Origin of the sequence: Microcoleus sp. Pol10D4 (assembly GCF_036701555.1) — a bacterium.
Classification (GTDB): Bacteria; Cyanobacteriota; Cyanobacteriia; order Cyanobacteriales; family Microcoleaceae; genus Microcoleus.
Genome location: NZ_JAUBRA010000005.1, coordinates 57,403 through 70,699, shown reverse-complemented (window position 1 = coordinate 70,699; position 13,297 = coordinate 57,403). Strand labels below are relative to the sequence as shown.

At 46.7% G+C, this 13,297-nt stretch carries 7 protein-coding genes; 3 read left to right on the top strand and 4 right to left on the bottom strand.

The genetic code is table 11. From position 1 onward, the window contains the following. Nucleotides 1-13: 13 nt before the first annotated feature. The 3 genes from QUA36_RS04575 to QUA36_RS04565 all read right to left on the bottom strand — a co-directional run bounded on the left by QUA36_RS04575 (nt 14) and on the right by QUA36_RS04565 (nt 7,025). The gene (locus QUA36_RS04575) at nt 14-5,806 is read right to left on the bottom strand and encodes a PAS domain S-box protein (RefSeq protein ID WP_333455836.1); all 5,793 of its coding nucleotides are present in this window, start codon (nt 5,804-5,806) and stop codon (nt 14-16) included. 90 nt (nt 5,807-5,896) lie between these two features. Further along, nucleotides 5,897-6,400: a chemotaxis protein CheW gene (locus QUA36_RS04570; protein WP_333161205.1), complete on the bottom strand. Its 504-nt coding sequence runs from the start codon at nt 6,398-6,400 to the stop codon at nt 5,897-5,899. A 259-nt stretch (nt 6,401-6,659) separates the two neighbouring features. Further along, complete coding sequence (locus tag QUA36_RS04565; RefSeq protein WP_333161204.1) at nt 6,660-7,025, bottom strand: response regulator; 366 nt, start codon at nt 7,023-7,025, stop codon at nt 6,660-6,662. Between the two features lie 931 nt (nt 7,026-7,956). Here QUA36_RS04565 and QUA36_RS04560 point away from each other — a divergent pair. Together QUA36_RS04560 and QUA36_RS04555 are read left to right on the top strand one after the other, a co-directional pair. Further along, nucleotides 7,957-8,691: a phosphoadenylyl-sulfate reductase gene (locus QUA36_RS04560; RefSeq protein WP_333158602.1), complete on the top strand. Its 735-nt coding sequence runs from the start codon at nt 7,957-7,959 to the stop codon at nt 8,689-8,691. Nucleotides 8,692-8,985: 294 nt separating this feature from the next. Beyond that, entirely contained in the window at nt 8,986-9,963 is a 978-nt protein-coding gene (locus tag QUA36_RS04555) for a class II fructose-bisphosphate aldolase (RefSeq protein ID WP_333451549.1), read from the top strand. A gap of 54 nt (nt 9,964-10,017) precedes the next feature. Here QUA36_RS04555 and QUA36_RS04550 read toward each other — a convergent pair whose 3' ends face one another. Further along, nucleotides 10,018-10,857, bottom strand: a complete 840-nt coding sequence (locus QUA36_RS04550; protein ID WP_333455833.1) for a Uma2 family endonuclease — start codon at nt 10,855-10,857, stop codon at nt 10,018-10,020. Nucleotides 10,858-11,019: 162 nt separating this feature from the next. On the opposite strand from QUA36_RS04550, the gene QUA36_RS04545 reads away from it, so the two are divergent. Continuing rightward, nucleotides 11,020-13,230 (top strand): Tex family protein, encoded by a 2,211-nt coding sequence (locus QUA36_RS04545; RefSeq protein ID WP_333455831.1) that lies wholly within the window; start codon nt 11,020-11,022, stop codon nt 13,228-13,230. The last annotated feature ends 67 nt before the right edge of the window (nt 13,231-13,297 follow it).

Genomic DNA, 13,297 nt, shown 5'->3' with positions numbered 1-13,297 from the left:
ACAGTCAACGGAACTAACTGCGGAAATTCGCCACCGACTTTTGCAATTGGCCCAGAGAACCAGACAACTCGTCCAAAGATGCTTTGACATCCGCACCTTTTTGGGCAGTCGTATTAGCAATCTCGTTGACTTGCTGCATACTGTTAGCAATTCCCTCAGCCGAAACAGTTTGCTTGGCAGATGCAATAGTAATATTCTGCACCAAAGCATTCATTTCTCGACTAACTTCGATGATGGCATTGAGGTGAGTTTTAGCTTCGCTTGCCAGCTTAGTGCCTTCCACTACCTCCAGCGTCCCCGATTCCATTGCCTTCATCACGCGGCTGATTTCTTCTTGAATTGTACCGACAATTTCCGAGATTTCCTCAGTAGCGCCGGCGGATCTTTCTGCTAATTTCCGCACTTCTTCGGCAACAACAGCAAAGCCTAAACCTTGTTCGCCGGCTCGCGCCGCCTCAATAGTAGCATTCAGAGCTAATAAATTAGTTTGAGAAGCAAGTTGAGAAATCGAAGTCACAATTTTGCCAATTTGCTGCGAAGATTCGCCCAAACGCTTCATCATTTTCGAGGTAGAGGCGATCGTCAACCGGAGCCCGTTAATACCTTCGACAGCTCGATCGACCGCCATACCGCCGACTTCAGCCGTTTGAGAAGACTGCTGAGCCACTGTTTCGGCGCGCACCGAAACATCTCGCACGTCGCGGATCGAATTCACAATCCGCTCGATTTCGCGCATGATGGCAGATATTTTGGCTGCTTGAATTTCCGCCTGTTGGGTGAGTTGACTGGTATTGTTAATTGACTCGTCGGTGGCAGATGTTACCTGTTCGGCTAAAGTTTGAATTCCAGTTACCACTTTCCGCAGAGAACCGATTAAGAAGTTGAAAGAGTCGGCGACAGCACCTAAAACGTCGTTAGTCACTTCCGCCCTGACTGTCAAGTCGCCTTGAGCCGCGCCTTTAATTTCTCCCAACAATTTAAGGACTTGTTGCGTCAGAGAATCAGCTTCAGCTTTACGTTCGGCTGCCAATTTTCCTAGTCGTTCTTCTGCCTCTTTGCGCTCGGTGATGTCAAAGCGAATGGCGATATATTTGACTATTGTGCCGCTGGTATCAAAGATGGGGGAGATCGTCGAATCTACCCAGTAAAACGAGCCATCTTTGCGTCGGTTTTTGATTTCACCTTTCCACACCAAACCGCGAGAAAGTGTCACCCACATTTCTTCAAAAAATGATTTGGGATGGTAGCCGGAATTGACGAGGCGGTGGTTGCGGTGCAGGAGTTCTCCCATGCTGTAACCGGAGATTTCAATGAATCCGTCGTTGACGTAGGTAATCAGGCCTTGGACATCAGTTTCGCTGACGATCGCCGATTCGTCGAGAGCATTCTGCCGAGTTTTGAGTTCTTGCAGCAAGCGTTCCTGTGCCTCGGCTAACTGCTGCATTCGCTCCTGGGATGCTCTTTGTTCGGTGACGTTGCGGCAAACGACTACGCCGCCTTTAAGCGCCCCCGTTTCGTCTTTGAGCGGCCGGCCGTTAATTTTCACCCACAGGCCCTCTGGCTTGCCTGCGTGGCGGGTGAAAAGGTCTACGTCGTCAACGGCTTCTCCTCGAACCGTGCGCGCTAAAGGTATTTCGGCAGGGGGATAGGGAGTTACGGTATCGGGCAAGAATAGACCGTATTTTGCCGACCATTCGTTGGGAAGAGTCTCTGTCGAACCCATGCCAAACATATCTTCGGCGGCGGGGTTAAACAAAACAAAATTGCCTTTTTCGTCGGCAGCAATTATGCCGTCGCCAATGCTGTTTATTAGCAGTTGCAAGAGATTGCTTTGCTGGCGAAATTGGTCTTCGGAACTGGCTAATTGGGCTGTTGTTTTTTCCAGTTGCACCATCGCCTGTTTGGTTTCGGTAACGTCGCGAGCGACTGCATACATGAGCTGTTGTTCGGTTACAGGTCGCACTTTCCACGACAGCCACCTGTAGGAACCGTCTTTGCAGCGGTAGCGATTTTCATAAGACTTTAATTCGGCGCCGCTGGCTACTTTTTCCGCTTGTTCTATGGTTGATTCGCGATCGTCTGGATGGACTAAATCGATATAATAGTTGTCTTCAAGTTCATGCGCCTTGTAGCCGAGCGTGTTTTCCCAAGCGGGATTGATGCGCTTGAATTTGCCTTCAAAACCTATAATACAAACCAAGTCTAGGGAAAGGGTAAAAAATCGATCGCGCTCTACTTCTGCTTTTTTGCGATCGGTAATTTCGATCGCCACAGCCCCGATACCGATGGGTTTGCCGTCAGATCCGGGCAAAGGAAAGTATGACGCCAGCCAATCTCGCATGACGCCCGGTTCGTTGAAGAATGATCCCGATACCTCAACGTTTAACAACGGTTGGTTGGTGGCGAGAATCTGCTGCAACATCGGCACTTGGGTATCGCTCATTTCGGGTATAACTTCCCTCACCGTCTTACCGAAGTGTTCGGCAACTGAGACGCCGGTGGTTTCCGCTAATTTCTCGTTGACTTGCACGAAGCGCAACTGCTCGTCAAAAATACACATTGAGGTGGGGGCGGCTGCGAAAAATGCGTCAAAGCGGCTTTGACGCAAAACTAATTCTCGTTCTAGGGCTTTGCGATCGCTGATATCGCGGCCTTCTGGAATTAGCAGCACGACTTTGCCGCTGTCGTCTACGATCGGCTTGAGGGAGAAGTCCACAGTTATCACAGCACCCCCAGCAACGAGCACGTCGGCTTCGTAGCGGACTACCTCGCCGGCGGCAGCTTTTATGAGCGCTGCTTGCACTTTTTGCTTGGCTTCTGGGGAAATTTGCCACCACAAATTATCTGCAAACTGCGTGCCTACGAAGTCTTCGCGCTCCAGTCCGGCGATGTCGAGGGCTGTTTGGTTTGCTTCCAAAACGGTTCCGTCTGGTTTTAGCAGCCCCACTAATTGGAACGATTGGTCAAAAATCGCTCGGAATAGTCTTTCGCGCTCGCGCAGCATCTCTTCTGCACGCTTACGATCGCTGATGTCGCGAGTAACTGTTGCCAACCCGATAGGCTCGCCGGTTTCTGGGTGTTTGACGGTAAATATGGTGAAGTCAACCGGAATGTTTTCGCCGGTTTGAAAGTTCCTCAAGCGGAATTCACCCTGCCAAAAACCGTCTCGCACAGTAGGGGGCAGGATTTCTTGTTGGAAAAACTTAACATCTTCTGCACAGAAGAACTCATAAACACTTTTGCTTTTGACTTCTTCAATATTTGGCAATCCTACTAGGTTCATTCCAGCGGGATTCAGGTATGTTGCCTCTCCCTCCAGGGTGGCAGTGCCGATAAAATCCGAGCTGCTTTCTACGATCGAAATCAATCTTTGCTTTTCGATTTCGCCTTGCTTGCGCTCCGTGATGTCGTTGTTAGTTTCTAAAATTGCTTTGGGTTTTCCCTGTTCGTCTCGCTGCAAATTCCAGCGACTGAATACGGTAATTTTTGTGTCATAATTGGTGGTGTGAATTAATTCACCTTCCCAATAATCCTGCTCTTCTAACTGTGCCAAAATAGCGGCTAAAGGCTGGGGAAAAATGGTGTGCAATATAGTATGGGTGACTTCCCCCAAAGCTGCTTTTTTTGTCCAGCCGTACATCCGTTCGGCTCCCTGATTCCAAAAATTAATCGTGCCGTCAATATCCCGAACGATCAAGCCATCGCTGGCAAGATCGAGCATTTGCAAGTTCTGCTGCAAGGTTTGTTCTACGCGCTTGCGTTCTGTAATGTTGCGGGCGATGGTTGAGAGAAATTCAATTTCTCCCTTTTCGGATTTGTGAGCAATAATTACTTGAGAAACTGGTATTTCTTTGCCGTCTAAAGTTTGCCAAATTGTCTCACCGCTCCACGCCCCGTCCCGGCAAGCTGCGGGGATGCCGACATTCATAATAGTGTCAATACTTTTGGGCGATGTCAGGTCGGAAATGTTGACTCCGGCTACATCTGCGTTTTCGGCAACTTTCAGCATTTCTCTGGCGGCACGGTTGAGATAAATGGTGCGCTGTTGGGTGTCGGCTATGCCTACCCAGTCTGTTGTGGTTTCTAAAATTGCTTTGAACCGCAATAGTTCTTGTTCAGATTTGCGACGATCTGTGATGTCGCGCGCGAAGCCGACCATTCCTAAAATGTTGCCTTCTGCATCTTTGAGGGCCAATTTCTGGGTGTCAAAGGTGTGTACTTGGCCGTCGGCTAAGGTGGCTAAGTCGTTGGAGGCCGGCGCGAGGTGGTTGCCGCCCCGGAAGTTTTGGATTTGGTTCTCGGAATCGGTTTCGGCGTGGAAGTTGGCGAAGATTCGATCGACCGATATGCCTATTTCTGTGTCGTCTTTGCCGATAATTTCTGCTTGAGTTTTGCCGAAGGCGGCGGCGAAACCTGCATTGACTAGGGTGTAGCGCAAGTTTCGATCTTTGACGAAGATGCAGTCTGGCGTAGCATCAATGACTGTTCGCAGCAAGTTTTGGGAACTTTCTACTTCTGCCAGTGTCTGCCGCAGTTGTTCTTCCATTTCCACGCGATTGGTGATATCTCTAATCGCGCAAACGAGAAATTTCCTGCGGTCGGCATCTACAAAGGTACATTTTTTGGCGGAGAGAAAGCGCGTCTTTCCTGCTCGGTCTGTGATGGTTTTTTGGATTTCGGTGCTGGTATTTGTCAAGAAAACTAATTCGTCTTTTTCTCGATATGTCTGTGCTTCCTGTTTGGACAAGAACAGGTCGTATGATTTGCCAATTAGTTCTTCTCTGCTGTGATTTATGTATTGACAAAAGGCATCGTTTAATATTATCCAGCGGTGCTGTTGGTCTTTGACATAAATCGGGTCGGGGATGCTGTTGAGGATGTTGTTTAAGAATTGTTCTGAGGCTTTTAATTGCTCTTGGGCTGCGGTGCGATCGCGAATTTCCTGTTCCAATTGTACGTTAGTTTGCAGGATCTGCTCGGTTCTTTCATTCACTCGCTGCTCTAGTTCTGCGGTTAGCTGCTGCAATGTGGCTTCTGCCTGTTTGCGCTGGGTAATGTCGCGGCCTTCGGCGAGGATTTGAAATACTTCTCCTGTTTCATTTAACAGCGGCTTAAACGACACGTCCATTACTGTCACATGGTTGTTGGGGCCGGTGATTTCGTATTCTTCCCGGACAAACTTGCCGGCGGAGACTTGTTTTATGTTTGTTTTTAGGCGCTGCTGGTTGGTTGGAGATGATGCCCACGAAGGTGTCAGCCAAAATTTCAGCCCCAAGACTTCTGATGGTTGCAAATCGCCCAATTCTAGCGCTGTCTGATTTGCTTCGATCAGAGTACCGTCTGGCTCCAATAATGCGAACACTTGAAAAGCTTGGTCGAAGATGGCGTGAAATCGCTGGTTAGTTTCGCTCAGTGCTTGTTCTGTTTCTTTTTTAGAACTCAGGATTTGCTTGGAACCTACTAAGAATCCGTAGCGGTTGGACAAACTCAAAAAAACGAGCGCCGCCATTACAGTTATCCAATCGAAGACAGTTTGTGCCACCGGAGAGTGCGGCAGCCCTAGGTATTGGGCGGCGTGGCCGCTGTGGCCGAAAGCGCAGCTCCAAAATATGGCTGCTGTGGCTGTGGCGAAGATGTCGAACCCGAATTGACGGTTTCGCCACAAACCTAAGCTGATTATCCAGGCGATGGCAAAGTAACACACACAAATGATGCAATTAGCAGCTCCAGCTACCACCGATTGGGAGAAGTCAGGCAACGTCAGAGTGAATGTCGTTGCGATCCAGGTATAGAGAATTTTGATCATAAAATTAAGGATGGGCAAATCGGATGCGGGCGATCGTTAGTTAAAATTATTGATGCACAGCCGTTGCAGACTTATCTGTATTGTTGATTTTTACCAGCGTTCGGAATGGGCGATCGCTTCTACATCGACAATCATTAGCAAGCGTCCTTCGGAATTGTACAGACCTTTTAAGAATGGAGCTAGGTCGGGACTGACATCTAGTGCTGAGACAATGCGATCGGGATTGAGAGGTAAAACTCCTTCGACGCGGGAGACGGCTAATCCCAGGCTGATTCTCGACAACAATCTCACGTCTCGCGGATCGGGCGCTTCTACCACTAAGATGCGGCTGTTTGAGTGGTAGGTGTCAACCGACTCAATACCGACAAACAGTCCGAAGTCTGCTGCTGCTAAGATTTCGCCCCGCAAGTTGGTTAATCCCAGCAAAAATGGCTGGGTGTTGGGAACCAGGGAAATCGGTTGTTCATTGAGGGAAAGGACTTCCCGCACTGCATCTAACTCTATGCCGAACAGACTCCCTCCTTGACCGAACAGGAGAAATTGCTTTGTTGCACTTGTCTGATTCCCCCCAGCGGGGAGAGTCGTTATTTTCATGGATTATTTTTAGTTTCTAGTGTAGCTTACAAATTAAAGTTTTGCTTTGACCCTAAAGCCGATCGCCGATCGATTTTTTCAGCATCAGTTTTGGTGCCTCAAATGTTTCCGTTAGATAAATCGCGGGTTGAGCAAATAAGCAGGTCGCTATCATTAAACATAAAACTTTTAGGGGTTTCAAAAACCCAGTTTCTTAAAAAAAAAGGGGGTTTGTCTGTATAATGTTTTTTGAGAAGCTGCCGATCACTTTATATTTTGTTTACGCCGAAAGCAGGCGCTGCACTATGTGGACGAGTTGCTGAGGTTCAAAGGGTTTGCTGACGTAAGCATCGGCCCCTAAATCTGTTCCCCAAGCTTTATCAATCTCGGTGTTTTTATGAGTACAAAATACTACGGGCAATTTTGCAGTTGCGCGATCGCCCCGCAATTCTCTGATCACTTCAAACCCGTTCATTCGTGGCATCACTACATCTAAAACGACCAAAGCCGGAGGGGTTCTGCGGATCATGGCGATCGCCTCTTCGCCGTCGCCTGCCCGGATCACATCCAATCCGGCATCTTGAAGAATTCGGCAGATGATTTCTAGTTCGCTCTTAACGTCGTCCACTACTAAAATTTTTGACATAATTCCACACTTCCTTGCTCTTATTGACAGCGGACTACGTTTATTCAGAAGCTGGCGCGATCGGCGGCGATGGGACTAGACCGCTTTACGGACAAATTAATGTACTTCCAAATACAATATAGCCGATCGTATGGCTGAAGGTTGGCGGTCAGCGACAAAAAGCGATAAAAATTTACTTTACTAACTAAATTGCTCTGAATAAATTAATCGGCAATTAGTAATTGATTCGTGGTAATTCGCTGTTTTGAAACCAACAGATATCAGGACAAAGATCGATGACCAGACCAAAGCCGGATTTTCTACGTATTTTTTTAGCTTTATTCCCAATAAGCTAGTCTAATGCAGTGCCTAAATGATGTTAGATAAATTATTTAATTAGCGGTATTGACAGCGATTTAAAAGGATCTATAGCGGTGTTAATACTGGCCTTAAAAGAAGGTTTTTTCCGTTTAAATACAGCACAATATTGCTTAGCAATCGCTATTATTTAATTAATGAGACAAGTCAAATTTTAGGATTGTAACAATGACATTTAAATGATTGTATTGTGTGTGATTTATAATTGGGGCGCAAATTCAATGGATCGCGCGGCAGTCCCATTTTAGCCAGTAGAGGAGTGTTGGGTTCACCAAAATTGCTACCAGCAGGCGATCGCCATCCTTGAGCTTGATTGTGGGTTCAGCCGCAAAGACTGCTGCAAGATGCGGTCAATCGATTTTAGATTTTAGATTTTAGACTTTAGAATTGAAGAAGCGCTCCCACTGATAAATCCGGGGGCTGGTGATGAGCAGTCGGAGTTTTTTTCTCTCTTCACGGATGAATCCGGCGGCCCCGGACGAAATTGCTTGATTGTCAAATTAGCCGCTGAGAGAGAGACGGCGATCGGCTATAATAAAGGGCTAGAGGAAAAGAACACCGAAAATCCGAAAATATGGTTGCCATCCAAAGAAATCTCAACATTGCCGCGCTAGAAGCAGAATACAGTCAAAAAACACCGCGAGACATTCTCAAATTTGCCCTAGAAAATTTTGACAATATCTCCATTTCTTTCAGCGGGGCTGAAGATGTAGTTCTGATCGATCTTGCCTCAAAAATCACCAAGAATTTCCGCGTTTTCACCCTAGACACCGGACGATTGCACTCAGAAACTTATCAGTTTTTGGATCAAGTCAGAAAACATTACGGCATTAAATTAGAAGTAATGTTTCCCGATGCAGCAGAAGTACAAGCCCTAGTAGAAGAAAAGGGATTGTTTAGTTTTTACCAAGACGGTCACAAAGAATGCTGTGGCGTGCGGAAAGTCAAGCCGCTGCGCCGCAAATTGAATACTCTCGATGCTTGGATTACCGGTCAGCGCAAAGACCAAAGTCCCAGTACCCGCAACGGTATTCCGGTTATTGAAGTTGACACTGCATTCTCAACTCCTGATCATGAATTAATTAAATTCAATCCCTTAGCAAACTGGTCTTCGGCAGAGGTTTGGGAATACATTCGCGCTTTGGATGTGCCTTACAACAAGTTGCACGAACGCGGTTTTGTAAGTATTGGTTGCGAACCTTGTACCAAGCCGATTTTGCCGAACCAACACGAACGCGAAGGTCGCTGGTGGTGGGAAGAAGCGACCGTAAAAGAATGCGGTTTGCACGCTGGTAACGCACAAACATAGTAAATCACTCAAGGAGTAAGGTGCGCTAGGCTCACCAAACAAATAGTAGGGTGCGCTAGGCGCACCTTACCCAAGAATAAAGGCACTTCACATAAATTCTAGCCGAAGAATTCGCAATTAAAATAAACACAAATTAAGCTGAGCTTGCCCTTGAAATTTGATATAATGATCGACATTCCGAATAAATGCTAGCGGAATAATTCGCAATTAAAATAAACACAAACTAAGCTGAGCTTGCCCTTAAACTTGGATAGAATGATCAATATTCAGAAAAGTTTTTAAAGTAGGTACTATATGCTCGCGTCAACTAGCGAATTGCTGAACACGGCTTTGAGAAATGGTTATGCGATCGGCGCTTTTAACGTCTATAACCTCGAAGGAGTAACAGCCGTCATCAAAGCGGCAGAAGCGCTGCACAGTCCTGCTATACTGCAAATTCATCCCAGTGCCCTCCAATACGGAAAATCGCCTTTAGTCGCGCTGTGCATCAAAGCGGCCCACAAATCTTTAATGCCGATCGCAGTACACTTAGATCACAGCACCTCAGAAAAAGAAATTCACCTCGGCTTAGCCGCCGGCATCAAATCCATTATGGCAGACAGTTCTTTTTTGCCATACGAACAAAACTTAATATTTAGCCGAGAAATGACTAAATTAGCCCATGCTAACGGTGCGGCAGTTGAAGCAGAAATCGGCAGAATTAGTGGCAGGGAAGACGGTTTGACAATCGATGAGAAAGCTGCAAAAATGACCGATCCAGCGGCAGCAGTAGAGTTTATCAAAGAAACTAATGTGGATTTTTTAGCCGTAACAATTGGTAACGTTCACGGCAAATATTTAAGCGAACCAAAACTAGATTTTCCGCGTCTGGCAAAAATCAGGGCTGCTGTTTCAGTGCCGTTAGTGATGCACGGTGCTAGCGGTTTGCCGGGATCAATGATTCATGAGTGTATTAAATTCGGAGTATCGAAATTTAATGTGAATACAGAAGTTCGCGAAGCTTATATGGACGTGTTAAGAAGTAGCATTTCTTTGTCAGAGCCGGATTTGTTGGAAATAATGGAAAAAGCTATCAATGCCATGCGATGGGTCATTTCTGACAAACTGCAACTTTTCGGTTCTGTCGGTCAAGCTTATTTGCATCAATCTCCCTACGCGGATGACTTGACCGCAAAGATTACCAGCAACAAACAAACAAGCCACAACCAATCAAGTTTTGATCAAATGTTAAAGCCTGTGTATAGTGAGGCCTTCAGTCTTATGGTGAAGTAAAAAAAACTAAAGTCCTGACTGCGAACCAGTTTTTAGTCAGGACTTCAGTTTTCTCTAACCATTTAAAAATCGATCGGGATCTATGCCAGATTCCCGCAGTCGCCGAATTAAAGATTGCAATTGAGCTTCCGCTGACTCGGCCCGCTGCCGTTGCTGTTCCGCTTCAGTCAGAATCCAATTGCCATAAACATCATACCAGCGCAACCACAGTCGATCTATTCCCTGAAACTCTCCTTGCCACAAACCCAAGCCCAAACTTAGGTCAGGAATCCACACTCGCGACTCGGGCAATTCTAATTCTTGATAGTGTCCGCCCTTCAATTCAAACACTCGCAATTTGTTAGTATAGCGGCTGAAAACGGCATAAATAGGAACCCGCAAAATTTGCTCGTAAACCTCCCATTTTCTCGGCGGTTCCTCCTTCGTCTCGGCCTCTAAAACTTGCCCGTTATCCGTAGTGCTTCCCGACTGAGGTGGCAACTTTTCCTCATCGGTATTTTCGCCTAAATCTTCTTTTTCCGTTCCCGGCGAAAGGAGTTCTACAATTACAAAAGGATTCACGCCTTCCTGCCAAGTAACATAACTCATCCGCAGTTCGGATCGATCGTAAAGTCGGGGAACTCCCACAACTCCAAACCAATCCGGCTCCTTGTGCCACAGAGTGTGATGCACGTCATAATAAAGGTTCATGTCGGTGCCGCTAAATATCTCAGAAGCTGGATAATTCCGAGGTCGAAACGTCAGGCTCAACAACTGCGGCTGCAAATCGTGAAATTCGTCAGGCAAACCAGGTTCCTCCGGGTCTTCGCTGGGTAAATCGTACATCGTCGGCAGCGTTTCTCTGGGCGATCGCGGCGGATCGGTTTGCGGCACAGGATATTTAAAAGGAAACATATAATATTGAGAAATGACTGCATTTATGCTAACATCATTTTTATACTTGCCAGACGATCGCCAACACCCTGTAAAACGTTGATTTCAACCTTTTCTTCCTCTCTTTTGTGAAGTCAATCTCACCTCTCAAATCTAAAATCGACTGATCCGAAATTCTGCACTATGATCGACATTCCTCAACTGATTGCTCAAGAACTTTCCATTAATCTGTCTCAAGTCAATAATGCTCTGGAACTTTTCGCAGAGGGAGCAACAATTCCGTTTATTGCCCGCTACCGCAAAGAACGCACGGATTTGCTGAATGAAATTCAGTTACGGGATATCTCCGATCGCTTCACCTATTTGACGGAAATTGAAGAGCGCAAAAAGTCGATTTTAGAGACGATTAGCTCTCAGGGTAAACTCACTGAAGAACTGCAAGCTAAAATCGAATCGTGTTTGCAAAAAAACGAACTAGAAGACCTTTATCTGCCTTACAAACCCAAGCGGCGGACGCGAGCCACAATTGCTAGGGAAAAAGGTTTGGAACCGCTGGCGAATTTTATCAAATGTCTGAACTTACCGACGGCTAAACCAGCAGATTTTGAGGCGGAAGCAGCTAAATACATTTCGGAAGAAAAGGGAGTTAAAACAGCAGAAGAAGCTCTCAAAGGTGCTGCGGATATTTTGGCGGAAGCGGTTTCGGAAAAAGCCGAATTGCGGGCTTATTTGCGAGAGTTTTTGATGAAAACAGGAGTTTTTGTCTCGAAAATTAAAGAGGATTTCCCGGAAGGAAGCACTAAATTTGAAATGTACCGCAATTATCAAGTTGCAGCGAGAAGCGTTCAGTCGCACAATATGTTAGCGCTGTTTCGCGGGGAAACGGAAGGAGTCTTAGATTTGGAACTGGCTTTTGATGAATCCGCAGTGATGGCTTATTTGGAAGGTCAGGAAATTAGAACTAGGATACCGGAAGTTAAAGAGTTTTATCGATCGACTTTGAAGGATGCCTTCAACCGACTGATGAAGACTTCGTTAATTACAGAAGTGCGATCGCACAACAAAGCCGTCGCTGATATCGAGTCGATCGCCACTTTTGAAACCAACCTCCGCGAGTTGCTGCTGTCGGCGCCGGCGGGAATGAAACCGACACTGGCGATCGATCCGGGATTTCGCACGGGGTGCAAAGTTTCCGCCCTCGATGAAACCGGGCAATTTTTAGAATATCAAGCAATTTTCCCCCACCAAGCGGCCGCTCAGCGACAACAAGCTGGTAAAATTGTCAAGCATTTAATTGAAAAATATAAAATTGAATTAATCGCGATCGGCAACGGTACAGCTTCCCGCGAAACAGACGAATTTGTTTCGGAAGTTTTGGCCCAAATGGACAGGAAACCGATTAAAGTCATGGTGAATGAATCCGGTGCATCGATTTATTCAGCCAGCGATGTGGCGATCGCCGAATTTCCCGACCTCGACATCACCGTCCGCGGCGCAGTCAGCATCGGGCGGCGCTTGCAAGACCCCCTCGCCGAACTCGTGAAAATCGACCCGAAATCAATAGGAGTCGGTCAATACCAGCACGACGTTGACCAAAAACTGCTCAAAAAGAAACTCGACGAAACAGTCGAAAGCTGCGTTAATTATGTCGGAGTTGACTTAAACACAGCCTCGAAAGAACTGCTGACATTTGTGTCAGGAATGACGGCAACAGTTGCCAAAAATATCGTTAATTACCGCAACGAAAACGGCGCATTTAAAAATCGCCGCCAACTCCTGAAAGTTCCCAAACTTGGGCCAAAAGCTTTTGAACAAGCAGCCGGATTTCTCCGCATTCGCGGCGGCGAAAACCCCCTGGACAATACCGCAGTTCATCCCGAAAGTTATCCTGTCGTGCAGGCGATCGCCAAGGATTTAGACTTGCCGCTGACAGGAATAACACAAATATCGGAAAAAATCAAGACTGTAAATATCAAGAAATATGTCACAGAGAAAGTCGGAGAACCAACACTCAGAGACATTATTTCCGAACTAGAAAAACCGGGAAGAGACCCGCGAGCCGAGTTTAAATATGCCACTTTCCAAGCAGGAATCAAAGAAATCTCCGACTTACAAGTTGGGATGGAATTAGAAGGCATAATCACGAATGTAGCTAACTTTGGAGCCTTTGTTGATGTGGGAGTGCACCAAGATGGTTTGGTTCACGTTTCTCAATTAGCCGATCGATTCGTAGATGACCCCAACCAGATTGTTAAAGTCGGACAAGTTGTGAAAGTGCGGGTTTTGGAGGTGAATGAGAAATTAAAGCGGGTTAGTTTGACAATGAAGCTGCAAGAAAAACCGCAACCGCAAAATGGCAATAGCGCCAGGCTTCCGGCCCCGCGCCGACGTTGAAACTTTGGGGAAAGGTGAAAAAGGGCGATGGCGTCCCGCCCTCGCCCGTGCTACGGCTATAATTGTG

What these genes read in the sequence shown, in the direction of transcription:
- QUA36_RS04575 (WP_333455836.1), bottom strand. Translation starts at nt 5,806, where the DNA reads ATGATCAAAATTCTCTATACCTGGATCGCAACGACATTCACTCTGACG.
- QUA36_RS04570 (WP_333161205.1), bottom strand. Translation starts at nt 6,400, where the DNA reads ATGAAAATAACGACTCTCCCCGCTGGGGGGAATCAGACAAGTGCAACA.
- QUA36_RS04565 (WP_333161204.1), bottom strand. Translation starts at nt 7,025, where the DNA reads ATGTCAAAAATTTTAGTAGTGGACGACGTTAAGAGCGAACTAGAAATC.
- QUA36_RS04560 (WP_333158602.1), top strand. Translation starts at nt 7,957, where the DNA reads ATGGTTGCCATCCAAAGAAATCTCAACATTGCCGCGCTAGAAGCAGAA.
- QUA36_RS04555 (WP_333451549.1), top strand. Translation starts at nt 8,986, where the DNA reads ATGCTCGCGTCAACTAGCGAATTGCTGAACACGGCTTTGAGAAATGGT.
- QUA36_RS04550 (WP_333455833.1), bottom strand. Translation starts at nt 10,857, where the DNA reads ATGTTTCCTTTTAAATATCCTGTGCCGCAAACCGATCCGCCGCGATCG.
- QUA36_RS04545 (WP_333455831.1), top strand. Translation starts at nt 11,020, where the DNA reads ATGATCGACATTCCTCAACTGATTGCTCAAGAACTTTCCATTAATCTG.